The 26622-nt window shown below is 43.2% G+C and carries 24 protein-coding genes; 4 read left to right on the top strand and 20 right to left on the bottom strand.

Annotated features, from left to right (window positions below):
• The 3 genes from T541_RS0114715 to T541_RS0114705 form a co-directional block, all read right to left on the bottom strand.
• Positions 1-255: helix-turn-helix domain-containing protein (locus tag T541_RS0114715; protein ID WP_026653417.1), on the bottom strand; the 255-nt coding region annotated here is incomplete at its 3' end.
• Between the two features lie 121 nt (positions 256-376).
• Positions 377-1261 (bottom strand): HAD family hydrolase, encoded by an 885-nt coding sequence (locus T541_RS0114710; RefSeq protein WP_051538284.1) that lies wholly within the window; start codon positions 1259-1261, stop codon positions 377-379.
• 21 nt (positions 1262-1282) lie between these two features.
• Positions 1283-2578, bottom strand: coding sequence for an adenylosuccinate synthase (locus T541_RS0114705; RefSeq protein ID WP_026653415.1), 1296 nt, complete (start codon positions 2576-2578; stop codon positions 1283-1285).
• 319 nt (positions 2579-2897) lie between these two features.
• Here T541_RS0114705 and T541_RS0114700 point away from each other — a divergent pair, with 319 nt between their 5' ends.
• Positions 2898-4613, top strand: coding sequence for a methyl-accepting chemotaxis protein (locus T541_RS0114700; RefSeq protein ID WP_026653414.1), 1716 nt, complete (start codon positions 2898-2900; stop codon positions 4611-4613).
• A 131-nt stretch (positions 4614-4744) separates the two neighbouring features.
• Here the strand turns inward: T541_RS0114700 and T541_RS0114695 are convergent, their stop codons facing one another.
• The 3 genes from T541_RS0114695 to T541_RS0114685 form a co-directional block, all read right to left on the bottom strand.
• Positions 4745-5665: an ArsR/SmtB family transcription factor gene (locus T541_RS0114695; protein ID WP_026653413.1), complete on the bottom strand. Its 921-nt coding sequence runs from the start codon at positions 5663-5665 to the stop codon at positions 4745-4747.
• Between the two features lie 155 nt (positions 5666-5820).
• Positions 5821-8457, bottom strand: coding sequence for a translation factor GTPase family protein (locus T541_RS19840; RefSeq protein WP_034467410.1), 2637 nt, complete (start codon positions 8455-8457; stop codon positions 5821-5823).
• Positions 8458-8523: 66 nt separating this feature from the next.
• Complete coding sequence (locus T541_RS0114685; RefSeq protein WP_026653412.1) at positions 8524-8904, bottom strand: DUF6553 family protein; 381 nt, start codon at positions 8902-8904, stop codon at positions 8524-8526.
• Between the two features lie 142 nt (positions 8905-9046).
• On the opposite strand from T541_RS0114685, the gene T541_RS0114680 reads away from it, so the two are divergent.
• Positions 9047-10033, top strand: a complete 987-nt coding sequence (locus T541_RS0114680) for a DUF6709 family protein (RefSeq protein ID WP_026653411.1) — start codon at positions 9047-9049, stop codon at positions 10031-10033.
• 760 nt (positions 10034-10793) lie between these two features.
• Here the strand turns inward: T541_RS0114680 and T541_RS21195 are convergent.
• The 13 genes from T541_RS21195 to T541_RS20850 all read right to left on the bottom strand — a co-directional run bounded on the left by T541_RS21195 (position 10794) and on the right by T541_RS20850 (position 22750).
• Positions 10794-11099, bottom strand: a complete 306-nt coding sequence (locus T541_RS21195) for a DUF1858 domain-containing protein (protein WP_081779987.1) — start codon at positions 11097-11099, stop codon at positions 10794-10796.
• A 155-nt stretch (positions 11100-11254) separates the two neighbouring features.
• Positions 11255-11887 (bottom strand): hypothetical protein, encoded by a 633-nt coding sequence (locus tag T541_RS20855; RefSeq protein ID WP_051538283.1) that lies wholly within the window; start codon positions 11885-11887, stop codon positions 11255-11257.
• Positions 11884-12729, bottom strand: coding sequence for a metal ABC transporter permease (locus T541_RS0114660; RefSeq protein ID WP_026653407.1), 846 nt, complete (start codon positions 12727-12729; stop codon positions 11884-11886). The genes T541_RS20855 and T541_RS0114660 overlap by 4 nt, the downstream gene beginning before the upstream one ends.
• Positions 12726-13439, bottom strand: coding sequence for a metal ABC transporter ATP-binding protein (locus tag T541_RS0114655; RefSeq protein ID WP_026653406.1), 714 nt, complete (start codon positions 13437-13439; stop codon positions 12726-12728). The genes T541_RS0114660 and T541_RS0114655 overlap by 4 nt, the downstream gene beginning before the upstream one ends.
• Before the next feature lie 42 nt (positions 13440-13481).
• Positions 13482-14561 carry a metal ABC transporter substrate-binding protein gene (locus T541_RS0114650; RefSeq protein ID WP_026653405.1) on the bottom strand — a complete coding sequence of 360 codons (1080 nt, stop codon included), beginning with the start codon at positions 14559-14561 and terminating at the stop codon, positions 13482-13484.
• 87 nt (positions 14562-14648) lie between these two features.
• The gene (locus T541_RS19830) at positions 14649-14960 is read right to left on the bottom strand and encodes a hypothetical protein (RefSeq protein ID WP_034467407.1); all 312 of its coding nucleotides are present in this window, start codon (positions 14958-14960) and stop codon (positions 14649-14651) included.
• A gap of 137 nt (positions 14961-15097) precedes the next feature.
• Complete coding sequence (locus T541_RS0114640) at positions 15098-17449, bottom strand: alpha-galactosidase (protein ID WP_026653404.1); 2352 nt, start codon at positions 17447-17449, stop codon at positions 15098-15100.
• 25 nt (positions 17450-17474) lie between these two features.
• On the bottom strand, positions 17475-18041 hold the full coding sequence (locus T541_RS0114635) for a TetR/AcrR family transcriptional regulator (protein WP_026653403.1): 567 nt from the start codon (positions 18039-18041) through the stop codon (positions 17475-17477).
• Positions 18042-18113: 72 nt separating this feature from the next.
• Positions 18114-19556: an aminoacyl-histidine dipeptidase gene (locus tag T541_RS0114630; RefSeq protein WP_026653402.1), complete on the bottom strand. Its 1443-nt coding sequence runs from the start codon at positions 19554-19556 to the stop codon at positions 18114-18116.
• 120 nt (positions 19557-19676) lie between these two features.
• Positions 19677-20033 (bottom strand): 50S ribosomal protein L20, encoded by a 357-nt coding sequence (gene rplT, locus T541_RS0114625; protein WP_013280184.1) that lies wholly within the window; start codon positions 20031-20033, stop codon positions 19677-19679.
• A gap of 68 nt (positions 20034-20101) precedes the next feature.
• Complete coding sequence (rpmI, locus tag T541_RS0114620) at positions 20102-20302, bottom strand: 50S ribosomal protein L35 (protein ID WP_026489337.1); 201 nt, start codon at positions 20300-20302, stop codon at positions 20102-20104.
• A gap of 78 nt (positions 20303-20380) precedes the next feature.
• Complete coding sequence (gene infC, locus T541_RS0114615) at positions 20381-20905, bottom strand: translation initiation factor IF-3 (protein WP_026653401.1); 525 nt, start codon at positions 20903-20905, stop codon at positions 20381-20383.
• Positions 20906-21202: 297 nt separating this feature from the next.
• On the bottom strand, positions 21203-22750 hold the full coding sequence (locus T541_RS20850; RefSeq protein WP_051538282.1) for a hypothetical protein: 1548 nt from the start codon (positions 22748-22750) through the stop codon (positions 21203-21205).
• Positions 22751-23176: 426 nt separating this feature from the next.
• On the opposite strand from T541_RS20850, the gene T541_RS0114605 reads away from it, so the two are divergent.
• Complete coding sequence (locus tag T541_RS0114605; RefSeq protein WP_026653400.1) at positions 23177-23833, top strand: PDC sensor domain-containing protein; 657 nt, start codon at positions 23177-23179, stop codon at positions 23831-23833.
• Between the two features lie 183 nt (positions 23834-24016).
• Positions 24017-25219: a methyl-accepting chemotaxis protein gene (locus tag T541_RS0114600; protein ID WP_026653399.1), complete on the top strand. Its 1203-nt coding sequence runs from the start codon at positions 24017-24019 to the stop codon at positions 25217-25219.
• A gap of 254 nt (positions 25220-25473) precedes the next feature.
• On the opposite strand, the gene T541_RS19820 is transcribed toward T541_RS0114600, so the two are convergent.
• The gene (locus tag T541_RS19820; RefSeq protein WP_026653398.1) at positions 25474-26469 is read right to left on the bottom strand and encodes a leucine-rich repeat domain-containing protein; all 996 of its coding nucleotides are present in this window, start codon (positions 26467-26469) and stop codon (positions 25474-25476) included.
• Between the last annotated feature and the right edge of the window lie 153 nt (positions 26470-26622).

The following is a 26622-nucleotide window of genomic DNA, read 5'->3' as shown; positions in this document are numbered from 1 at the left end:
AGCCAGATCTTGATATGAGATTTCACTTGTTAAATATAACTCTATAACAGAAAGTTTCTTTTCGAAAGAATATATTTGTTGCTGACGAGAACGCACAAGTCCATCATCTCCGAAAGCTTGATAATTCTGGACCCATCTTTCAATGATGGCTACAGCTGGAATTCCATAAGTTTTAGCAAGATACCTGTAGCTGCCTTCACCTTTTAAATAAGCGAAAACAACTTTCTTCTTAAATTCATATGAATATTTAGCCATAAAAATACCGACCTCCCAATCGTTAGATTTTTGGTCTAACTTTTGGGGGTCGGTACACCGTCCCCAATGACTCCCAGTGACAGAAAAAAAGAAGCCAACGATAACCGTTGGCTTCTGAATATCAGTACTTTACGCCTAGTTTGGCGAGTTCGTCTTTGGCTTGGTCGTAGGACTTATAAACTATACCCTTCCAGCCAAGATCTCGAGCAGTCTTAATGTTGACCTCTGTATCGTCAACAAATACTGTCTTCTCTGGAGTTAAGTTGTAGCGCTCCTCCAGGAGATGATAGATCTCAGGAAATGGCTTAACCACATGATCCCTATAGCTCAAAATACCGCCATCGGTCTCATCAAGAAATGCCATAGCCTCAGGGCAACCCTCCAGCGCCTGCTTGGAGAAGTTTGAAAGGTACAATACCTTGTAGCCTGCAGCCTTTAAAGCCTTGATCCATGGAATAGTCTTATCTCTTTTAAGAATAATCCCATCAATATTCTGGAAGGCATCTGTAACCTCATCAGCGATCTCAGGATCATTCTCCACGAACTTTGCAACAATCTCATCATTGGTAAGATTACCCTTGTCGTACTCGACCCAATCCTCACTCTCAACTGTAGCCTTGGCAATCCTCTTGATCATTGCCTCGTCGTAGCCCTTGTCAGCAAGGAACTTGTCCCAGGCAAAATCAGTAAGAACATTACCGATGTCAAAAACCACAGTGTCGATGTCGCCATCAGGAATCACATTGCCGTACTTATCATGGGCCTTGTTGCTGGTGCCGGCGTCAAGGGAAGCAATTGTGTGTCTTCCAGTCAAAGCGCCAATAGACCAGATAAGAAGCCAGATGATAATAGGGACAGCCACAACAGCCACCACCAGGGTCTTAAACAGTTCCTCGGTCTGTGGTCCGCCAAATACAGCTACTGTCAAAAGAGCTGCTATAAGAGCTGCGATACATACAATGCCGATCCAGGCTAAAACTCTTTTATACTTAGGAGTCTCGTTCATATTATTCCTCTTAAAAACTAATTACTTTGAAAGTTTGCTTTCTCTGTAGATTATATCAGATCTTGCAGGTCCGTTACTAACCATTGTGATAGGATAGCCGATCTGTTCCTCGATGAACTCGATGTACTTACGGCAGTTCTCTGGAAGATCTTCATAGTTCTTTATACCTCTGATCTCGCACTTCCAGCCAGGAAGGGTCTTATATACTGGCTTAGCCTTCTCAAGAAGGTGTGTTACAGGGAACTCTGTTGTAACCTCGCCGTCGATATCATAGCCTACGCAAACTGGGATCTCATCAAGGTAGCCAAGTACATCAAGTACTGTGAAGGCTACATCTGTTGTGCCCTGAAGTCTGCAGCCGTACTTACTTGCTACGCAGTCGTACCAGCCCACACGTCTTGGTCTTCCTGTTGTTGCGCCGTACTCACCGCCATCGCCACCGCGTCTTCTAAGTTCCTCAGCCTCATCACCAAAGAGCTCAGATACGAAAGCACCTGCTCCAACTGCTGATGAATATGCCTTAGATACTGTTACAACCTGCTTGATCTCATATGGAGGGATACCAGCTCCGATAGCACCATATGCAGCAAGTGGTGAAGATGATGTAACCATAGGATAGATACCGTGATCTGGATCCTTCATGGTTCCAAGCTGACCCTCAAGGAGGATTGTCTTGCCTTCCTTGATTGCCTTATCAAGATAAAGAGCTACATTGCCGATGTAAGGCTTAACCTGCTCTCTCCACTCTACGATCTGGTTGAAAAGAGCTTCCTGATCGATAGGCTCTGCGTGATAAAGATTAACAAGAAGAACATCCTTGATCTGAGCGATACGTGCGATCTTCTCCTTGATAACTTCGTCATCCTGGAAGAACTCGTTGATCTGCCAACCGATCTTGGAATACTTATCTGAATAGAACGGTGCGATACCTGACTTAGTTGAACCAAAGCTCTTTCCAGCAAGTCTTGCCTCTTCTAAAGAGTCAAACTGTACGTGGTAAGGCATCATAACCTGTACTCTGTCTGAGATCATGATCTGTGGAGCAGGAACTCCCTTAGAAACAACCTCGTTAAGCTCGTTCATGAACTTAGTGATATCGAAGGCAACGCCGTTACCAATGATATTCATGATATTCTGATGGAAAACGCCTGATGGCATTGTGTGAAGCGCGAACTTACCATACTCATTAACGATAGTATGACCTGCGTTTGCTCCTCCCTGAAAACGGATAACAACGTCCGCCTTGTCTGCAAGGGTATCTGTGATCTTACCCTTTCCTTCGTCGCCCCAGTTAGCGCCTACAACTGCTTTTACCATAATAAATAACTCTCCTTCATACAAAATATTTAATACTTGTTAGTTAGTTGCCAATTATAAATAGTCAAAATGTCGTTATGCCTCATTGACATGATTATAATATCAGCGATGCTAATATAAGTAAAATCAATATTTTTTATGCTTGTCATAAGTTTTACTTATTTTCCGAATTTTTATACAAATTTATACTTTTTTTCGATATTAATCGCCTAAAACCGCGTAAAATATATGTATAATGTAGTTAGTGTTTCACTGCATAATAATACAAACAAAAAGTTGTCGTTATTTCATGTAGTTCAAATCTTATGAGGAGGATGTCATGGCTAAAGCAAATTCAAAAGCAAATTCTGAATTCGCTCAGGACAAATTCAAACAGCTGCCTGTTGCAGAAAAATTCAAAAAGGTATTTGGGCGCTTCAGAATAAATCTGATCGTAATCTTCGCAGTAATCATTCTTATTGATATTATCTCAATCTTCAATTTGAGAAATATCTACGCTGTTTACTATGAGCAGAACTCTCAGCAGGGTGAGGTAAGAATCACAATCCAGGCCCTTGCCAAGTACTATCTGTGGGCATTGTCAGCCTATGAAGCTGATGATAGGAACGCTCAGATGGAAGGTGCAGCTGAGAAGATCCAGGAATTAAACGACGGACTTGATACACTGAGCAAGGTGTATAGCGGTGATCTTACAGATATCTATAAACATATTTCAGATATCGATACCTCCGCTCAGAGTCTTAATGAAATGTTCTCCTCGGGGGCTTCCAACGAAGAAATATATGACTACTATGTTGCCAACGTCAACGAAGCCATCAAGGTAGTTGTTAAGGACTTCAAGGAAGTAGGAATACAGGCCAAGAAGGAAGCTAGGACAGCTTATATCGCTTCTCTTATCAGTGTTATCATCATAACTATCATATCTCTTTTGGTAGTTGTATATGCGATCCTGTATCTGAACAAAGCCAGAGGTGCTCTTACAAATAGTATCCTGGGACCAATCCAGGCTATATCCTCAGCTGCCGATGACATGGCAAAGGGTAAGCTGGAGCTTAACATCGAGACAGACTCTCAGGATGAGCTTGGTAAGCTGGCAAAAGATATTACGGAATCAACAGCTGTTATCGAAGAAATTGTAAAAGATATCAACGAAACCCTTGGACGTATGTCCTCTGGTGACTTCTCTTCAGGTTCTAAACACGACAACATTTATATAGGTGATTATGAGGCAATCAGAAATGCCCTTTCAGATATTTCTGATAACTTAAGTACTACACTTCGCGAAGTAAAGAATTCTTCACAGCAGGTTTCCCAGGGTGCTGTAAACATGTCCCAGGGTGCCAACGATCTGGCAGAAGGATCTACAGATCAGGCTGCAGCTGTCGAAGAGCTTACAGCTTCTGTAAACTCAGTTACAGAGCAGACCAAGCAGCTTGCTGAAGTGGCTGAAAAGAGTAAGACCATGGCCACAGAGGTTAGAGATAACGCAGAGACCAGTGCTCGCAAGATGCATCTTGTAACAGATGCCATGACAAGAATTACAGAGGCTTCCGCAGAGATTGAGCAGGTTACAAATACTATCGAAGCAATTGCCAAGCAGACATCCCTCCTTGCACTTAACGCTTCTATCGAGGCAGCAAGAGCAGGTGAAACAGGAAAAGGCTTCGCGGTTGTTGCTGATCAGATCGGTAAGCTGGCAGATCAGTCTACAGAAGCTGCTAAGAATACTCACCAGCTCATTGCAGATACTATGGAAGAGATCAACAATGGTAACGCTGTAGTAGCAGAGACCACAGAAGCTCTTGATGCAATGCAGCATAGTGTAGAAGAAATCACAGATATGATCATCCAGACTGGAACTCTTGCAGAGGAACAGTCAGCAAGTATGGATGAAATAGACAAGGGTATTGAGATGATCTCCAACGTAGTTCAGAACAACTCCGCTACTGCCGAAGAATCCAGCGCAGTATCCCAGGAGCTTTCAGAACAGTCTGAGTCCCTCAACAACCTTATTGGTCAGTTCACAATTAACTAATAAAACCTAATTCACATTAGTTAAACACCACCCCAATCGTCAAAAAAGCCCTTTGCGTATGGCAACGATCCTGCGCGGGGGGCTTTTACCTTTGTAAAAAAAGCGCCGCTCGTAAAAGAGCGGCGCTATATTCAATCTTCAATTGGTGAATAGGAAATCTTCACGTTGATATCCTGGTTGTAGTTACCAAAGCCTCGGCCGAAGATTGTAAGACCTCCTACGTGCTCGGCACTTTCTGGAACTTCAAGTCGGAGCTTAATGCCACTCTTGGAGGAAAGCTTAAGGGAATCGATGGTAACGTCGGAAATCTTGTTGCCGTCGATAAAGGTTCCCTTGTGGTTTATCACAAGGACCTTGAGCATTCCGTACTGATTCCAGGTTGGAAGCCACCAGTCCGGAGTAAATACACCCTTTACGTCTCCAAAGTCTCCTGGTGATGTCCAGGTTCCAAGGAGGGTTCCATTTAGATAAAAGTAAATATCTGAAGGCCAGTTGTTGTTAACTCCAGGGGCCTCAGAACTAAGCTCTGCAGTAAAGCAGATCTCATCAAGTCTGTGATTACATGGGATAAAGTTAGGGATCTGATACTCAACAAATCCCTTGGTAAACCAGAGAATATCTGCATCGAATCTATCCTGGTGTGAGAAATATCTCACATCATCCACTTCTCCGATAAGCTTATCACCTGAAGCCAGGCCACAGGTTGGATAAACCTCATAATCTGAAAAATGTCCCACCTTGATATCTGTATTAAAGATATTGCCATCCTGGCCCTTCTTTTGAATCTCAATAAGTATCTTATCAAGGTTAACGGAAAGGAGCTTCTGATTGCCATGTCCTGCCCCCTCTGCAGAAACAGTGACAATTCCGCAATCCTCAAGCTTCTTGATGTGACTGGTAAGGGCGCCATTAGTGATCTTAAGGCGGCTTGCCAGCTCATTCATATTAAGACCATTCTCGCTGATAAGAATATTGACAATCTCAACTCGTATATCTGAGCCGAGAGCTTTGAATATTTCAAGGCCTTCATTAAGGCTCTTTATGTGTAACATGGACTATACCTTCCCTCATAAAGTACTTTCTTTTATATCAAAATTGTACATATCAGCGGAAATCCAGTCAATAAAGATTTTAGATTTCTCTATAATACTTTATTCTTTTGAATAATAATTGGTGTAAGTTAAGTTATTGCGCCACATACATCTGCTCACTCCAAGTGATCTCTAATGACGCCCTTTGTGTGCTCTATCTCTGCCCAGAACTCCCTGGCAGACATTCTAAGGGCTCCTCCGCTAAGGACAATGACCTGTTCTATGGCATCTGAGGTGGCAACGGTAACTCTGTACTTCTTGCCAATCTCATGGGCAGCCTTTTCTATGTACTGATCCGCTGTCTCAGCCTCCTTGGTGTAGATAACAGTCAGCTCGCCGTGCTTTTCCATGTGCTCCGCTCCGCCCTTAACCTTGTAGGCGTCAAACACCAGGATCACGTTCTCCCTTCTGTAGCCAGCAAAGTTAATGAGCTCATCCACCAGTGAATCTCTGGCAGCCTTGATATCCACAGCCACTAGCTCTTTTAACTTATCAGAGGCGTAGATCACGTTGTAGCCATCCACCAGGAGATACTCCTTCTGCTCCTCGTAGGGCTTAGGGGCTCTGTACTTCTTGACTGGAGCCGCTACTCTCTTGCGGTTTTCCTCTGCCTTGGCGTCATACCTGGGTTTGATGGTTCCGTAGGTCCTTTCAAATATGTCCTTAAGCTCATTGTCTGTGGCCCGAAGCTCTCTTTCTATCTCGTCAAAAGACCTGTCGTCTGACTTATTGCGGGCATTTCTAGCCTGGATAGCCTTAAGGGCCTCCATGTCGATGTTGTCAGTAAGGTCAGTTACAGCCTCCTGGCCATCCTCAGATATGGAAACGCCGGACTCAAGATGCATGTAGGATGCCACCTGGTCCCAGGGCACAATGGTTCCAACACCGTGGGAACAGAAAACTGATGAAGGCGAATTCTCTGTATCCAGCTCAGGATCGTAGCCTATTGCCTCGATGACCTCTTCTGGATTGTGGCAGGGCTCGTACCCCTTAAGTGTGGTGGTGATGTGACCTTCGCCGTGGGTGTAGGCAGAAAGCTCCCTGGCGTAGTCCTTAAGGCAAGCCGCTGGAACTGAGCCTGTAAGCACAGATTTGCCATTCTCCATATCTGGAAGCCCCACAGTTCCGTTCATGCGCTGGATGTCGCTAAGGGCCCTTCCCACGTAGTCTCCAGGAAGGTCAATCCTATATTCCAGCACAGGCTCTAAAAGAACGCTGTCAGCCTGCATAAGGCCCTGTCGAACCGCTCTGTAGGTGGCCTGTCTGAAGTCACCGCCCTCTGTGTGCTTTTCATGGGCTCTTCCTGTTAAAAGAGATATCTTTATATCGGTAATCTCAGATCCCGTAAGGACTCCGAGATGTTTCTTTTCCCCAAGGTGAGTCAGGATCAGCCTCTGCCAGTTAAGGTTAAGATTGTCAGTTCTGCAGAGGTTGTCAAAAGAAATACCACTGCCAGGTTCAGCAGGCTCCAAAAGGAGATGCACCTCTGCATAGTGCCTAAGGGGTTCAAAGTGGCCCACTCCCACTGCCTTACTTGCGATGGTTTCCTTATATACTATATGGCCCTCGCCAAATTCAATGTCATAGCCGTAGCGGGTCTTAACAAGGTTCTTAAGGATGTCCTTTTGAACCTCACCCATAAGCTTTATCTCTATCTGCTTGCTGGCTTCGTTAAGGGACACCAGAAGCATTGGTTCCTCTTCCTCCAAGACCTTGAGCTGTCTGTAGGCCACCACAGTGTCCACTTCCTCTGGAAGCACAACGCTGCAGGAAAAAATAGGCTGAAGGATCTCAGAAACCTGGTCCCCGGATAAAGCGCCCAGGCCCTGACCTGGTCTTGTATCTGAAAGGCCAGTAACAGCGCAGATCTGTCCTGCCTCAGCAGTCTTTACAGTCTCGAACTTCTCACCGGAGTAAAGCCTTATCTGGTCAATTTTCTCATCTCCCAGCTGGTCCCTGACAGAGAGGGTTCCACCGAAAAGTTTAAGGTGAGTCAATCTGTTTCCTGACTGGTCTCTGCTTATCTTAAAGACTCTGGCGGAGAACTCGTTAGATACGCTGTCCTCTTTCCCGGATATGCAATAGGTGGTGATAAGGTCCAGTAGCTCTTTTACCCCTTCCATCTTAAGGGCGCTTCCAAAGGCAATGGGGAAGCACTTCCTTTCTGAGAAAAGGCGCTGAACATCCGCTGTAGTAACGGCCTGGCCTTCAAAGAATCCTGTCAAAAGAGCTTCCTCGCAAAGGGCAAGTTCCTCCTGAATCTGGGGACTGTCTATACCCTCAGCAAAGCTTACGCAGGAGCTGGATAGCTCTTTTCTAATGCGGTCTGCAATCTGGGCAGGCTGCTCCTGCGTTTGATCCATCTTATTAACGAAAATCACTGTTGGAACCTGATAGTGCTCCAGTAGCTTCCACAGAATCCTGACCTGGCCTGTGACGCCGTCGGAGGCACTTATCAAAAGAACCGCCAGATCAAGGACCTGCAGGGTTCTCTCCATTTCGGGAGAAAAGTCCGTGTGACCTGGGGTGTCAAGAATTGTGAAGTCTTTATCTTCGTATTCAAAAATAGCCTGCTTGGAAAAGATAGTGATTCCGCGGGCTTTCTCAAGTTCATATGTATCTAAAAATGCATCCTTGTGGTCAACTCGGCCAAGCTTTCTGATGGCGCCTGCAGTGTACAGAAGGCCCTCAGAAAGGGTGGTCTTACCGGAGTCAACGTGGGCAAGGATGCCCATTGTGATGTGCTTTTTCATAGTGGCTTATCCTAATTGTTTGCTATATTGCGTATCTCTGATCTGGTGTGAGATTACCAGATTCCATCAAGTCTGGGACTTGTGGGCTGATAGAAGAGCTTCTCTTAAGGGTCCGAAGGCTTCTGCGCAGCCGAATTTCTCTGGGATGTCTCTGGTCACCAGGTCGATATCCTCCAAAAGCCTTGTGGCTGTGCCACCTTCGCTCATAGGTACCATCCCAAAAATGGTGGTTCCGTACTTCCTTGAATGGAGACAGGCGTCCACAAAGTATTCGGCAAAGTCTGTAAGCTCTTTTCCATCCTGAGGAAAGGCCTCAAGATAGCCCATTAGCTCTTTGGTCAATTTCTTTTTATTAAAAAAGCTGACAGAAATCTGTCCCATGGTCTGGATCATGAGCCAGGCCTTCATCTGCTCAGAATATCTGTCGTCGTTATCTTTATGTGTCATAAAACCTCCTGACAAAGGGTTTAAATCCTTGTTTAGACAGTAACCATGATATCATAAAACCCTTTGATTGTCTGTGAAATATATGATATATTGTGATAGTTTGATGATTTTTAAAGACACGATTTTTCGGGAGGAAATAAAGGTGAACAAGTTTCAGAACAAAGAGTTTAAGAAGGCCTATAATGGCAAGCTTATAGCTGTTATCGTAAGCGCACTTGCAATCGTTCTTGGCATTTTCCTTATCATTACAGGATCTAACAAGGAAAAGAATGCTAAGGCTAATCCTTATGATTTTGGTGATGCCTACGTTAACAATCTTTTAGATGAGGATATCTACGTATTTATCGACACAGCGGTAGAGCCAATTCTTCTTTGCAACTACAGCGATGGGGAGGAGTACTTCCTTGTTGAGGATTACTACGGAGAGGGCTACATCGTAAGATGTACGGAGGCTCAGTTTAACAGCTTCAAGAGTGAGATCACTTCAAACGGATCAACTCATATCACTGGCAGCATCACAAATCTCAATGATGAAGTTAATGATTATATCAGGGAGGTCTTCAGCGAGGCTGTGGACGATCCAGATGAGTACTTTAAGGGCAAGGCTCTTTATGTAAATGGTGATGCAGGCGAAACAACATACTACGTATTTGGTTGGATTATCATAGGCTTTGGCTTCCTGTTCTGCTTATTGGCACTCCTTGAGCTTCTTAACTATAACAAGACTCTTAAGAGCCTTTCAGAGGTTGAGGTTGCCAAGCTTGAGAGCGAGATCGATTCTCCAGCTACTGTATATCATAAGTCAATCAGAACCTTTATCACACCAAACTACATCGTAAGCTTTGGAAACAAGTTCAACATTGTAAAATTCGACGATATCATCATGGCTTACAAATATGTTCAGAGATACAATTTCGTTCCAGTTCTTTCAAATGTAAAGATCTGGACCAATAGCAGCGACAGCGAGTTAGCAGTTGCCGACAAGGCTGGTCTTCCAGGCAAAGCCAAGGCTCTCCACGAAGACATCCTTCTTGCCATCCACGAGAAGAACCCACAGGCAAACCTCGGCTACGACGTAAGTGCCATCAAAGAAATCCAGGCCCAGAAAAAGGCTGCCAAGAAGCAGTAATGCTCTGTTGATGCGAAGCTCTTCAGGACTGCATGATTACTGGGGCCGTCCATCTGACGAAAGGGGCGCGGGCTGCGTTCAAGAGGGCTTTTGAGTCTGGTGAATGGTGGTAATGGTTAATAGCTTTGCCGGAGACATTCAAAACCCTGTCTTGTGTTCAACATGTCTGAGTGCTGGATAATCCCTTTGGGGGCAGCTTCTTTATCACACTCGTCACTGCAAAATGAAACATTTCCGAATGTTCTGGCGCCCTTCTTCTTATAGCGCATGCTGCAGCTAACAGCTTGCAGGACGGGAATCAATATAAAGCTATTAAAAATGTCATACGGCGCGTAGCGCCTATAAAAAGAAAAGACATCAATCTTCCAAGCTAGCTTGAAGAAGTTGATGTCTTTTCTTTTTTTATACGTTTGCCTTGCAAACGATGACATTTTTAATTATAGATATCTTCCCCCCGTCCTGCTTCGAACAACGCTTCGCATGCGCGTTGAAGGGCGCCTTAGAACATTGGAAATTGGCATTTTGCATCTGAGACTCGCTTAGACAAAGGAGCTGCCCCCAAAGGGATTATCCAGTGCGAGTTTTGAACACTAGGATTTTGAATGTCTCCGGCAAAGCATTAACCATACCGCCATGAGCGATGAAAAAACCTCTTGAATGCAGCCCGCGCCCCTTTTGTCGGATGGACGGCCCAAATATCTAAATACAGTCCTGAAGAGTACAAAAAGCCCACGAGATGTTGTTCTCGTGGGCTTTAGTGTTAGGCGTTATGCTCGATAAGGTAATCATTGAGGGCATCTACGATCTCTTCGCCATCGATACCGTGTACGGCACAGGCTTCCATAAGGGATTCCATCTGAGATGCTGGACAATGAATACATCCCATGCCACATTCCATAAGGAACTGCGCGGCTAATGGGTGCTTGGTAATAATATCTCCAACAAGCATATCTGCAGTGATTACTGCACTTTCTGCGTTATTCTCGTTCTTGATTTCTTCGCTAGCCAATGTACTATCCTCTCTTTCCTCGTCACTTCCAAAAAATAAATCTCTTAATCTGCTCATAATATATCCTTTATTATCTGCAGCTAATCTAACATTTCACTCGTATTTTTACAAGAACGCAATCCTAGAAAAATTGCGCAAAATCATTTTATATCAAGACCTATTTTTATGCAAGTGGCAGCGAAAAGCCCTGATGGTGCTGCCTGTAATTAAAGTTACAGGAGCTTGGCATTTCTAAGGGTACAGTACATGTTCTCACCTTCGTAGTAGGTATCAAACACGCCTTGAACTGTGATGATGTCACCGTCTGTAGGATAATCCTGAGGATATTTGTAATCATCTGTCAGGATAAATTCTATTCCCTGGGAACAGCAGGCTGTGGCGTCCTGAATAATGCAGGCGTAGTAGTAATTACCTGTTGTACTGTCATAGAAGCAGGAGTAGCTTCCCTGCATCTTAACCACCTTCCCTGTGAAGTTCTCCGGTGTCACCATCATGTTGTAGACCTGGGAATAGACCATGGTACTTGAAAGAGCTGTCAGATCAACATCCACACCATCGGTGGATCTGGCAAAAGCTGGAGTGCCATCTCCCATTAGGTCCGCAGATTGTTCCGAGATGCTCTCATCTGCTTCTGCATACTCTTCAGATTCCGCGTCATCGTTAATGATCTCTCCTGTCTCTTTGTCGTAGACATTGTAGCCTTCAGGCGTCACAACAGCTATCTGTGAACTGCCATAGAGAGCATCCAAGTTATCGGAGCTGGCGGAGTTATCCGGTGTCTCTGCGCATCCCCAGGTAAGCAGACTCATTGTCATAGTCAACATTAGTATCATAGCTCTTTTCATCTCTTAATACCTCCAAGGCATGCACCCACCATCCAGCAAAGGAAGAATGCGAAAACGTCCACAGTTACAATAGTTGAGCCCACCGGGGTTCCCCACAGGATTGAAATGAAGAGTCCCAAAAGTGCGCAGACCACCGAGAAAGCGGCGGAGAACAGAGTCACCTTCCTAAAGCTGTTAAAAAGCCTCATGGCAGACAGGGCCGGAAATATTACCAGGGCCGATATCAAAAGAGAGCCCACCAGGTTCATGGCAAGGACGATGATCACTGCAATCACAACGGCAATCACCAGGTTGTAGGCGTCAGCATTGGTGCCCACTGCTTTGGCAAAATCCTCATCAAAGGTTACAGCGAAAATCTTGTTATATAGTAGGGCAAAGGTGATCACCACCACCACAGAAAGCGCGATGCACAGCCACACCTCCCACTTGGTCAGGGTCAGAATGGATGTGGATCCAAACAATGTGCTGCACACATCTCCCGTCAGATTTGAGGAGGTGGAAAAGACATTCATAAGCATATAGCCAAAGGCCAAGGCCCCCACAGAGATCATGGCTATAGCAGCGTCTCCTTTGATCTTGGCATTCTGCCCGGTCCGCAAAAGAACTACTGCACACAGGATTGTCACTGGAAGGATTAACACCATCTGGTTGGTGAGCTTAAGCACAGTTGCTATAGCCATGGCGCCAAAAGCCACATGGGACAAGCCATCTCCGATATAGGAAAAGCGCTTAAGGACCAGTGTTACCCCAAGAAGGGATGAGCAAAGTGCAATAAGCACCCCAACAATAATGGCGTATCGCACAAAGGGGTATTCTAAATACATAAAAAGCTTAACTATCATGCGATCTCACCTCCTCCCAGTGTCTCTAAATATCTTTTGCCAAGCCTGCTTTCCAGGTATTCTGCCCGGGTTCCAAAGAAGACATCACTTCCCATGTGAAGAACATGGGTTGCGTAAGCTAAAGCAGAGTCAATATCATGGGAAATCATGATTACAGCCACATTTTCTTTGTTCAGCTTCTCGATCAGCCTGTACATCTCATATGTGGCCTCCGGGTCAAGGCCCGATACCGGTTCGTCCAGAAGCAGGATCTTCCTGGTAGCACAAAGGGCTCTTGCAAGCAGGATTCTCTGCTGCTGTCCACCAGAGAGCTGCCTGTAGCTTCGTCCCTTGAGATGCGTAATTCCCATTTTTTCCATGTTTTCATTAGCAAGCTCTTTATCCTTTCTTGAATAAAAAGGCTTAAATCCGCAGTGGCTCTGACATCCGGAAAGAACTATCTCTTTTACGGAAGCAGGGAAATCCTTCTGGACGTCAGTATGCTGCGGAAGATAGCCAATCCCATTCTTCATGAGCCCATCCCCAGTAAGGATCTGTCCCCTGAGAGGGTCTTTAAGGCCCAGCAGAGTCTTCATAAGGGTGGTCTTGCCAGAGCCGTTCTCTCCCACGATGCACAGGTAGTCTCCCTGTGAAACCGAGAAATTTATGTTGTTTGCTATTTCGATATTGTCGTATCCAAGCGATAGTTCTTTTACCGTAATAAGAGCCATGAAAAGCCTCCAATTATTATTAAATCAGTTGTTAATGTTAGATCAGTTAAGGGCCTGCTCCAGCACTGCCAGATTGCTCTCCATGATGGAGTAGTAGGATGCGCCGCTTGCCACGTCCTGAGATGTTGTTGCCTGCATAGAATCCATGGTAAGGATCTGCTGATCCTTGGTGTCTGTGTTGTCACGGATTGTCTCAGCAATCTTCTTGTTAGGGCCTTCGATTGTCAGGATTGCGGAAAGGCCCAGCTCGTTAACCTTTGAAGAAAGGAATGTTATAGTCTCAAAGCTAGCCTCAGTCTCAGCTGAGCAGCCCACAAAGGCAGCGTAGTAAGAAAGGCCGTAGTCATCCACCAGGTATCTAAATGGGAATCTGTCCCCAAAAAGAACTGTCTTATTAGCGGCCTGGCTGACGGCATCCTGATATTTCTTATCAAGGTCTGAAAGCTGTGCGTTGTAGCTTTCTGCGTTGGCCTTGTAGGTATCTGCGTTGTCAGGATCAACCTGCTCAAGAGCCTTGTCGATGCTGCTTACAAGGACCTGGGCGTTCTTAAGAGAAAGCCATACATGCTCGTCATACTCAACTTCCTCTTCCTCGCCTCCAGCCTCTTCATCTTCTTCCTCTTCGCCCTGCATTCCCTCTACAACTTCTTCCTCCTTGATGGAATCACCAAGCTCATCCAAAAGATCTATGACGATCATATCCTTGTTGGTAGCCTCTAAAAGGGCATCTTCAACCCACTCATCGGACTCGCCGCCTACGTAGATGAAAATGTCGCAGGTTGAGATCTTGAGAATATCTTCAGTTGTTGGCTGGTAGCTGTGAAGGTCAACGCCGTTATCAAGGAGCATTGTAACTTCCGCGTCGCCCGCCTTGCCTCCAAGAACATTCATAACCCAGTCGTACTCTGGGAAGATGGTGGTAACGATTGAAAGCTTGTGCTGGTCCTGGTTAGCTGTTGCGCCAAGAACTGCAGCGTCAGTCTGAGAGTCTGAGCCATTCTGAGCAACCGCGTCGCTCTGAGCCGCAGATGCACTTGAATCACCGGCAGCTGCACCTGCACATCCAGTCAAAGACAGCACAAAAAGAGCTGTTGCCAGCATAGTAGAAACAAATTTTTTCATAATAAATAAGCCTCCGTTTTATTCAGTTAGTTGGTTTTGTGTGGAAATGAGTCGATTAGAACCGTCCCCAGTGACTTGCCCGGTGACTTAATTATTCATTCGAACCTTTTGAGAAATAAGTGTGGTAGCTGTCTCGTTGGAATTAGAGAAGGCTACAATAAGAGCATAGAACAATATAGGTAAAAGAGCTGCATACAGAATGACAGCACTATTATCAGTGTTGTGAAGAATTGTCTCACAGGCTTCGATAAGAGAACAGATAGGACAGTCCTCTCCGATACAGTCGTGGTGAGACTCGGCAGAAATAAAAAAGGCGGATGACACTACAGTCAATACCATCATAACGCCAATTAAAGCCACAAGAACTTTATTAAAAGCATTGGTTCTGGATTCTGACATTGTGCTTCCTCCTTTCACATCTCTAATCACCCGCGATTATATTACCAAAAATCCCCCTCCGTCAAGAGGGGGATCTTAATATACTAAGTAAATGATAATATGTATCATTGGGATTTATGTCTAATCACCCCGTGGACTTACAGTGCCTCGAAGGTATAGAGACGGGAGTCGCCCGTACGCATGATACGTGTATCTCCGTTATAGCCTGTTCCTGCAAAGGATGGGTTAAGGGCTACGCCGTGGTTATTAAAGGCTGAGCCAAAGGCTGATGCCTTCTGATTCTCACCGGACATGGATACAAACTTATCCATGATATTGTGTAAAAGTCCGTCCTGCTTAACATGGACAGGAGCCATGGTATTAACAAGGCTTCCAAATTCCTTGAGGTTAAGAGGTGTAATCCGCTGACCCATGTTGTAGAGAAGGTCATCCTTAAGGCCCTTGGTCTTAAGAACGCGGTAATCGTTATTTGGTCTTGAGCATCTTTCTACCGCGAAGGCGACAGCTCTTTTGCCATCTCTTGAAACGATCATGTAGCCGTAGTCTGGAAGTCTGTAGTAGTCACCAAACTGGAATACATCGCGCCAGTTCTTGTAGAATTCTACCTGGTCAGAAACCACCTTCTTCTCGCCATCTGACATGTCGCAGAGGTTAAGCTCGTAGCCAAAGCAGCCAGGAGAAGCAATCTCAAATCTTGTCTCCAGTGGCACACTGTTAAGAGTCTGATGGTTAGGGCATGCAGAAACGTGGGCTCCTACAGTGCTTGTAGGATATCCGTAGCTGTAGCCTCTCTGAATATCAAGTCTGCAGAAGGCATCAGTATCATCGCTACCCCAGATCTGTGGGAAGTAGGAAAGAATACCAAGGTCAAATCTGTTGCCACCAGCTGAGCAACCCTCAAAGAGGATCTCTGGGAAGCTCTCTGTAAGGGTCTTCATGATGTGGTAAAGACCCATGTAATATCTGTGAATGAACTCGCCCTGTCTTGTAGGGTCAAGCTCTTTGGAATATCTGTCGGAGAAGATCCTGTTCATATCCCACTTAACGTAGGAGATGTTGCCTGCGGAAAAGACCTTCTTCATGGCGTCGATGACATAGTCCTGAACGTCTTTCCTTGTAAGGTCAAGGTTCATCTGGTTACGGCCTGTTGAGTGAGGCTTACCCGGAACTGTTACAGCCCAGTCAGGATGTGCCTTGTAAAGGTCACTGTCCTCGTTGATCATCTCAGGCTCAACCCAGATTCCGAACATCATGCCAAGGCCTGTTATCTTATCTGCCAGCTCCTTGATACCTCCTGGGAGCTTCTTTTTATTCTCATACCAGTCACCAAGGGAACTCTTGTCGTCATTTCTGTGACCAAACCAGCCATCATCCATAACAAAGAGCTCGATTCCGCACTTCTTGGCCTCTTTGGCAAGAGACATAAGGGATGACTGAGTTATGTTAAAGTAGGAGGCCTCCCAGCTGTTGATAAGGATTGGACGCTGTCTGTCACGCCACTTGCCTCTTACGATGTGCTTTCTTACGAAGCTGTGCATGTTGATACTCATGGAATTCATACCCTCTGAAGCGAAGGTCATAACTGCCTCTGGAGCCTCGAACTGCTCTCCCTTTGAGAGCTTCCAGTCAAAGCCTGTTGGCTGAATACCAGATACAAAGCGGCTCATGTTAACTCTGTTGGAAGAAAGAGCTTCATAGTGATTGCCACTGTAAACCAGGTTAAAGCCATAGCAGTTGCCATGATCATCATCTGCATCCACGTCACTTACGATGACAAGAGGATTTGATCTGCTACCTGACTCACCTGCTGCCAGTTCCTCGCAAACAGCCTTGCCGCCTGTAACAATCTGCTCACTCTTACCCATTTCGTCTGCCCATCTTCCATGGAAGGAAGTAAGCTTAAGAGCTGGAGTATCAAAGTCAATCTGTGTACTCATGATGCGGTCGATGATCACATCATCGTCGCTGTCGTTAATAAGTACAGCGCTTCTTGTGATAACGTCGCACTCTGGGAATACAGAGTAGATCAGCTGTAATCTAACGTTGTACTGCTTATCCTTAAGGGTTACAAAGAGCTGATTCTCTGCACCATAGGATGAAGGCAGTGTGTTTAGTGGAGTTCTGCCTGTTGCTATCTCGTAGCTGTCATAGGTAAAATCCACAGTCTTATTGCCATCAGCATATGTAAGTTCCACGAAAGGCTCTCTGATGTCGCCCTTACCAAAGGAGGACATCTCAAGGCCCAGCATCTCAAGGAAGACATTGTCGTGTTCCTTGGAATAGATGTTCATGTTGCCGCCGCCAAAGAAGTGCTTTGGTCCGATGGTGTCAGCCACAATAGAAGCCTCCATCTCAGAGATCTCTTTTCCCTTAGGGATCAGAAGTCCGCCATAGTGAAGATGCTCAAGGTGACCAGAATCTGTCACTCTGAACATATATGCTGTGTTATCTGTCTGTATTAAAAAAAATTTGCCATTACTGAAAATCAATTACTCATCCTCCGAAAACCAAAACTTATTTCTTGATAATAAGACCATTCATGATGATGTCGATCATGCTGTTAAGAGCTTCCTCATAGCTAAGCTCTGTCTTTGAAAGATCCTGGGATCCAAGGAATTTCTCAATGGCGCCCTCAACCATAAGCTTGATAAGAGGGATTGGGAACTTCTGGATCACGCCCTGATCCATGGCCTTTTTAAGGAGTCTGTCGGTCTCTTCCCAGTCTGTCTCGATTCTCTCGGCTACCTTTTTGTAAACGTCAGGATATTTCTCTTTTATCTGATAAACTCTTCTAAAATCAATGTTCTTGTAGTTATCAGGAAGACAAACGATGAGCTTAGCGATCTTTTCCACAAGATCTAAAGAATCATCTGCAAGGATCTCAGCTTCCTTCTGCTTGATGGCAGAAAAGCCGTAATCTACAGTTGCAAAGAAAAGCTCATCCTTGTCGTTGAACTCCTTGTAAATAGTCTTTTTGCTGATGTGAAGCTCCTTGGAAATGTCATCCATGGTGAACTTCAGCCCCTTTACATTGAACAGATCAATTACTGTGTCCATTATCATTTTCTTAGTCTCAGTCATGATAATACCTCCTAATATATTCCCCAATATATTTATCTCCACGTTAAGTGTGGCCCCCTGTTGCCCGTTTGATCAGGCAAGAACTGCTTTAATATAATCCCAAACATTGGCTGTTGATCTGATTGAAAGCTTCTCATTTGGTGAATGAATGTCCTTCATATCCGGTCCAATTGAGATACAGTCAAGATCATCTATCTTCTGGCTAAGAAGTCCGCATTCAAGGCCTGCGTGAATTGCCTCGATCTTAGGCTCTTTGCCATAAAGCTTCTTATAAACCTCAACCATGTGATCTCTAAGCTCTGAGTGTGGTCTGAACTGCCATCCTGGATACTGGCCTGAAACACTTACCTTGGCACCAAAGATCATTCCGATGGTAACAAGCTTCATGATAAGCTCTTCTTTGGCAGTCTCTACACTACTACGAACTGAGTGCTCGATAACTACGCAATCCTCCTTGGTTGTGATAATACCAAGGTTAAGGGATGTCTCTACAAGGCCCGCAACAGCTGCGCTCATAGCCTGAACGCCATCTGGCATGATGAAAATTGTGTTAAGAACTCTGTCTGTATCAGCAAGTGTAATCACAGTCTCGTTGTCGCTCTTACCAAGTACCTCTGATGAAAGCTTAACATCTGGGTCCTTGATCTCATACTCTGCTGAAATTGCAGCTGCTGATGCCTTGATGCTCTCTTCAAATGCGCTTACATCACTATCCTTAACAACTACTGTTGCTGATGCTGTTGATGGGATGGCATTGTCTGCTACACCGCCGTCAAAGCTTGCAATTCTAAGCTCAGCCTTCTCTGAAGCCTCCTTAAGAGCTCTAGCCACAAGTCTTATGGCATTTCCTCTTCCCTTGATGATCATCTCGCCTGAGTGTCCACCAAGAAGGCCTGCTACAGAAACCTTGCACTTAGTACCGCTGACGGTCTCCTTAGCTGTTGCTACGGTTGTATATACTCTTGCACCACCTGCACAGCTTGTTAAAAGAACTCCCTCTTCCTCATTATCGATATTGATAAGCTTCTTACTCTTAAGTGAAGAAAGGTCAATTGCTGCTGCGCCGAACATTCCTGTCTCTTCATCAGTTGTGATAACAACCTCAAGAGGAGGATGTGGAATTGTATCTGAATCAAGAAGGGCAAGGCAGTAAGCTACAGCGATTCCGTCATCTCCGCCAAGGCTTGTTCCCTCAGCCCATACATACTCGCCATCTGTCTTAACTCTAAGGCCCTCTGTAGTCATATCGATATCACAGTCATCTCTTTTTACAGCTACCATATCCATATGGCCCTGAAGGATAACTGGCTCTCTATCCTCATAGCCCTTGCTTCCTGGAGCCTTGATGATTACGTTGAGCTTCTCATCCTGGATTACCTCAAGGTTTCTCTCCTTGGCAAAAGAAACAAGATAATCACTTATCTTCTGTACATTACCTGATCCGTGTGGGATATTGCAGATGTTCTCAAAAAAATGAAAGACTTCTTTTGGTTCTATATTATCTAATACTGCCATGTTACGCCTCCAAATAGAAAAATAAATAAAAAAATAGAAGTATCAGTATTAGCCGATACTCCTACATTTTATACTAAAAAAACTATAAATACAACGAAAGTTTCCACAATTTATACAAAATTATGCAATCTTTTCTTTTGCAAGCTCTGCAAGTGTCTTGAATCCGTCTGGATCGTTAACTGCAAGCTCAGCAAGCATCTTTCTGTTGATGTCTACGCCTGCAAGCTTAAGACCGTGCATCATGTTGCTGTATGAAAGACCATTGATTCTAGCTGCAGCGTTGATACGTGTGATCCAAAGAGATCTCATATCTCTCTTCTTCTGCTTACGACCAGCGAATGCTGATGTAAGAGCTCTCATAACAGACTGCTTAGCAACTCTATACTGCTTAGATCTTGCTCCTCTGTAGCCCTTTGCAAGCTTTAATACTCTATTGTGCTTCTTCTTGGCATTTAATGCGCCTTTAACTCTTGCCATCTTAAATATCCTCCTAAAAAATTTACAAATAAAACCTAAAACCTGTACTTCCTAGCTAAGTGCTCTGCTTATGCGTAAGGAAGGATGCTCTTCATTGCCTTAACGTTTGTAGCGTCAACAAGTCCAGCATGTCTAAGGTTTCTCTTTCTCTTTGTGGACTTCTTTGTTAAGATGTGGCGCTTGTACGCTTTGTTTCTCATGAGCTTGCCTGTGCCTGTAACCTTGAATCTCTTGGCAGCAGCTCTCTTTGTCTTCATCTTTAACTGCATAACTAAATCCTCCTATTAAATCTAAATAATATTTAAAGTAAACCAATATCTACTAGAGTTTTTGGTACTTTTATCAAATTAGTTCTTTTTCTCAGTAAGGAACATTGTCATACTACGTCCCTCAACCTTAGGCTGCTTCTCAATAACAGCAACATCCTTAAGAGCCTCAGCGAAGTCTGTAAGGATATGAACGCTTGCTCCCATGTGAGCCATCTCACGTCCGCGGAAACGAAGAGTGATCTTAACTCTGTTACCTTTCTCAAGGAACTTCTTAGCAGCGTTAACCTTAGTGTTAAGGTCGTTAGTGTCGATGTTAGGAGAAAGTCTGATCTCCTTGATCTCTACTGTCTTCTGCTTCTTCTTAGCTTCCTTCTCTTTGCGGATCTGCTCATACTTGAACTTACCGTAGTCTACTACTCTGCAAACAGGTGGCTTAGCATTAGGTGCGATCTTAACAAGATCAACTCCTGCATCGTCTGCAAGCTTCCTTGCGTCCTGAATAGACATTACTCCCAACTGTTCGCCATCGATACCGATTACACGAACCTCTTTGTCTCTGATCTGATCGTTGATAAATAACTCGCTAATTGTTTTGTCCTCCATAGCATTACACCAGATTCTTAAAAACAAGCTTGGTGTTCACAAAAAAAGTGGATACACATTGTATCCACCTTTAATCTCAAATCACACACAGGATGACCTTTCGGTCCCGTTTTGAAAAGATATTAACGCCTGCCAGCTACGCCGCAGGGTGAGAGTGGATACTCTGCTTTGTTCTCAAATACTGAAGTACTATAACATATTTGTAAATCTGTTGTCAACAGTTTTTTGATAATTTCATTTTGGTTCTGATATGGAATCAGAAATAAGGTTCTGTACTTATCTTCTAATTCTTTTATATTATCCGCAAACTGGATATCCAGAAAAGACGTCTTCCATTTTGATGGTGCCATTAAGATAAGAAACAGTAGTATTGTATGAACCGTTGTTAACAGTAACCGTTTCTTCTCTTAATTCAAAGTTCATCCTGATGATTCTACCATCTTCTGTATGGAAGTCAACAAAGGATTCGCAGTCTGTTCTATAGAGCTTAAGCACTGTGCCAGCCTTGATTGTAACATCAGTTACCTCATACTCATCAGTTGCCTGAGCCAAATAGGTGATCTCCTGGCAATCGATGTCCTGAAGGGTAGTTACAGGATCAAGCCAGTCTTTATAATAAGCAAATCCATTGTCAAAATAAGGCTCTGGCATTCCATCCTTGCCAACCTTGTAAGCCATAGTAACTGCTGGATTTCCAACTAACAAGCAAATATTTGCAAATGTAAATGCGCCTGGCTCGTAAATATAAGTGGATGGACTTTCAAGGCAGAAGTCTCTGTCATACTGTACAGGCTCTTCTAGGCTCTTTTTATTAAGATCATAGATGAAAAGTTCGCTTCCAAAGGTCTCATTAAATTCAAAGACATAAATATAAGCCTCTCCATCCTGGATCATTACGTAAGCTACTGTGTTATCCCCTGAAGTCATGAAATCAAGCTCTTTTTCCAGCTCGTCCTCACCGTCTGTAAGTGTGAAGGTTACGTAGCAGGTGTCGTCATCATACTCTGAAGTAAAGGTGTAGTTCTTGCCATTCCACTTAAATTCTGTGTTGTTATCGTCAAGCCAAAGGGTTCTGTCCTGAGCATAGAGGCGCTCAGTCTCCATGTAGCTGTTAAAACTCCTGTTGAAGGTTATGCGGTCAACCTCTTCATCGTCGATTTTGTAGGTTGAGCTCTCGTCGTAAACGTCGTCCTCGTCTTCTCTATAAAAATGAATCTTGCTTACTTCTTTGTCATAGCCCTTGTACTTAATGAAGGTGTAGTCCTCATAACCTAAGTGCTCATAATCAGCGTAGCAAACCCAGCTCTCGTCAGCTACTCTGTGGAAGGAAAGGCGGCTTGCTGTTCCACCTCCTGAAATGCTCTTAACCACTTCCCCATCCTGAATTTCGAAGGCCGCCATGTTGTAGTACTGGTCTGAGAAAAGAACTAACTCCTCAATGCCATCGTTGTCGTAGTCGTAGAAGTCATAGCCTGTAACGCCTTCGTTCTTGACGTAATCTGAATAGGTGTCGCCATCAAGCTCATCATTAAGGAACTGGTTGTAGATCTTTTCGCTCTCGCTGGCGTTCTGAAGGCCTTTGAAGGAGGATCCGCTGGAGTTGTCGTCCTCGGAGTCGTCGCTATCCTTGTCCTTCTTGGATTTCTTGTCCTTCTTGTCGCTGTCGTCTTTGTCTTTGTTCTTGTCTTTTTTGTCGGCGTCGTTCTGGGCGTTCTCATCCTCAGTAACTACGTCCTCGCTGTCAGCTGGGTCAGTCTGTGTAAGGCCAGTGCAGCCTGTAAGAGTCAGGGTCATAGCCATGGCTGCTGCCACGATGCCCTTTGCATTTATGGTTCTCTTTTCCATATTATCCTCCGGGTGTATATGTCGAATTCTCTTTAAAACTCAAGCTCCGCAGTATGCCATGAGTGTAAGTATTGCAAGTCCAAGTGATACGCAAAAGTATTCAAGCTGTTTCATAATTGTTTCCTCCGTAATTGCCTTTCACTATATATACAGTTGGTAAAAGAACTATGTTGCAGAGTGAATAGAAAAACTATTTTTATTTTTCGGTACGTGATTTCCATAGCAAATGATAATGTCATGTAGCATAGCAAGTGCTAATGCCATGTATAATCCTGTCTTTGACCCCAAAAATGCGTTTATTTACGCAAGTTTAACAAAAGTTTAATTATGGATAAATTTACTATTTATATATTACATGTAAAATATAGTTGTATATGAATTTACGTGTAACTATGTTTAATAATACGTTCACGAATGGAGGATAAAATGGGAACAGCTTCAACTATTGGAAATAATGGAAAAAACAATTCGAGTGTAAAAAAAAGTATTGGAAAAACATTATTGATGTGTTTACTGCCTGTAATTATCATTGGAGTAGTTGCAATTATTCTTATTCTATCATTCAATGCTAAAGCTACAATTGAAGATGTATCTCTTATGGATCTTCAGGCTGAAACACAGACTAATGCTTACAATATAGGAACCGGATTCAGAATGCTGTTGGCAAAATTTGGTCAATATTGTGATACCATGGAACAGGTTCCTTTTGAAGATGAGGAAGCAATTCTAAAATATATTGAGCCCTCTACAAATTACACAATCATTAACAATACAGGAATTTACATTGGTTTTGAGGATGATACTTATATTTTTGCCAATCATACCATACAGGCTCCTGACTGGAAGCCTACACAAAGAGATTGGTATAAACTTGCACAAGGACATGAGACATTTATTGAATCTGATCCTTATGTTGATTCATCTACCGGGCAGCTTTGTGTCTCTTTTGTTAGACAGAACAGTTTTTATAATGGAATGGAAGGAGTTTGTGCTGTTGACGTTTTCCTTGGTGATATTCAGAATGAAGCATCAAAATATACTCCCATGAAAACAGGTAATTCTATGATACTTGCCGGGGATTAAATTATCAGCTATGTTGATCAGGATTTAAATGGTAAAAAAATATCTGAATCAGGAGATGCTTTTCTATCTAGCGTTAAAGCATATATTGATTCCGGTAGTACTGCGGTTACAAAAATAAAAAATCCGTTAAGCGGAATTGAATATTATGTTTGCTACTATAATATTCAGGGTACAAGTTGGAATATGGTTTCTTCTGTTCCTGTAAATGATGTTTTGGCATCATCCAACAGATTTATGATTATTGCAATGATTGCAATGATTGCATTGATTTTCATAATCACAGTTATTATTTTGATCACAATAAGCAGAGTTATTACTAAGCCTGTTAATAGTCTTTCTAATAGTATACTTAAGATTTCATCAGGGGATTTTACTACGCAGATGCCTCAAGATAAAGGTGATGAAATTGGTCTTATCAGCAAAGAAATGGAAAATTATGTTCAAGTAATGAATGATACAATTTCTAATATACAGGAGAGAGCGGAACAACTACAATTTGACTCAAACTCTTCAAAGGATGCTTCAAGTAAGATGACTGAAGGAGCTAATGAGCAGTCTAGATCGATGGAACAAATCCAGACAACAATGGATGATATTTCAAATGCAGTAGGAGAACTTGCTAATAATGCAACTATGCTTGCACAGTCAGTTGCAGAATTAACCGATAATGGAAATAAGACAAATGAGATAATGCTAAGTCTTGTAGATCAGGCTGAAGTTGGCCAGAATGATATGAGCAATGTTCAGAAGAATATGGAAGTAATAACATCTTCCATGAGTGATATGAATGATGTGGTTTCTACAGTAGGAGATTCTGCAGATAAGATTACTGAAATCGTTGAGATGATTGATTCTATTTCTGAGCAGACAAACCTTCTGTCACTTAATGCAAGTATTGAAGCTGCAAGAGCCGGAGAAGCCGGAAAAGGTTTTGCTGTTGTTGCTGATGAAATCGGTAAACTGGCTCAAAACAGCCAGGAAGCTGCTAAAGAAATCAGCGATATTATCGCAGAGATCACAAATCTTATTAAAGATCTTGCCGAGAAATCTCAGGCAAATATGGAGGCTATTACCAATAGTAGTGGAGCAGTTTCAAAAGCTGGAGATAGCTTTAGTAAGATCAATCAGGAGCTCAATAGTACAGCAGACACAATGCGCAACATGATTGGAATGATGGCAAATGTAAATGATATAGCATCAAGTGTTGCTGCTATATCTGAGCAACAGTCAGCTAGTTCTGAAGAAATAACAGCTACTGTAGCTAATTTGGCAGTAAGTGCTCAGGAGATTGCTGATGAATCAAAGGGTGTTGAGAATGTTGCAAATTCCGTATCTGATTCAGCTATATCCATCAATGAGCTGCTAAGCAGATTTACCATACGGTAAGAAATGCAAAATTAATCGTGATTTAATAGTAATTTCACTGATAAAATCCTGTCTTTGACAGTTTTAATACCAACTAAAGACGCCAAAAGCCTTAATACATCAGGCTCTTGGCGTTATTTTTGGTCTGCAACTATTTTTGATATGATTTAGGTGTCAAACTCCCGAATAGAAAAACTATTTTTATTTTTCCCCCTAACTTAATTATGCTTTATTATGTGATTATGTTGACATCGTCATCGACGCTGCACATTTTATCATCTGATTATGTTGACATCGTCATCAACGCTGCACATATACATATCTTCTTCTGGCATGAGATCTGAAAGATCAAGCTCTGTCAGGTTGTTGTCAGAACAATAAAATGAACTTAAAGCTGTACAGCCTTTAACGTTAAGGCTTGTGAGTTCATTTCCTTCGCAAGAAAGGTAGATAAGTCCTGAGAAGCCGCTTACATCTAAGCTTGTCAGCTTGTTATAACTACAATAAAGACTCTCTAAGCCTGAACAATCACTTACATCAAGCTCTGTCAGGTTATTGCTACGGCATTCAAAACCAAAAAGACTAGTACAACCACTGACATTAAGCTCTGCAATTTCACAATCTGAGCACTTAAGGAATCTTAAATTTGAGTGATTGCTCACATCTAAACTAGTAAGATCTGTTGATTGACAATCTAAGCTGCCCAACAACTCATTTTCACTTACATCAAGCTCTGTAAGAGGATTATTATTGATTGTAATATTAGTAAGTTCCTTGTTATTAGATACATCAATGCTTGATATCTCATTGGCCGCACAACACAATGACTGTAAATGTACGTTATTACTTATATCAATGCTTGAAAGATCGTTGCTATTAGCATAAATTGATTTTAAATTCAGGAAATACTCAATTCCAGTAACGTCTCCAACTTTCTTCTGGTTAATGTCAATCTCTTCAATGGCAGAAAGCTCTTCTACAGAAAGAATATCATCATTATCCAGATCAAAGTTTTCCTTGATGTAGTCTCTAAAAATATCATCTGGGAAATTCTCTTTAGTAATCTCTACTTCCTCGTCGATAGTCACCTCAACTTCTTCAGTCTCTTCGGCTTCTTCGTCTTCTTTTTCAACATCTTCTGAATTTTCAACTGTGTCTTCGTTGATCTCTTCAGTTCCAGAAGTAGAAGTATCACCTTTAGTGTTTCCGCAAGCTACTGCGCTCATGCAAAGAGCAGATGCCATTAAAATAGTTATAATTTTCTTCTTCATTAGTTTTCCTCCAGCATAGCTTTTTCATCATATAAACAGATGTCCCCAAAGAAATGTTGCAGATCAACAAAATTTTTTATTTATCTTTTTTTGAAGAAATCTGAAAAGTAGAATACCCCAAGCTTATTAACTTGGGGCATCTCACAATTCTGG

It is taken from the genome of Butyrivibrio proteoclasticus P6B7 (assembly GCF_000622085.1).
GTDB lineage: Bacteria > Bacillota > Clostridia > Lachnospirales > Lachnospiraceae > Butyrivibrio > Butyrivibrio proteoclasticus_A.
This window is presented reverse-complemented; position numbering and strand designations above follow the sequence as displayed.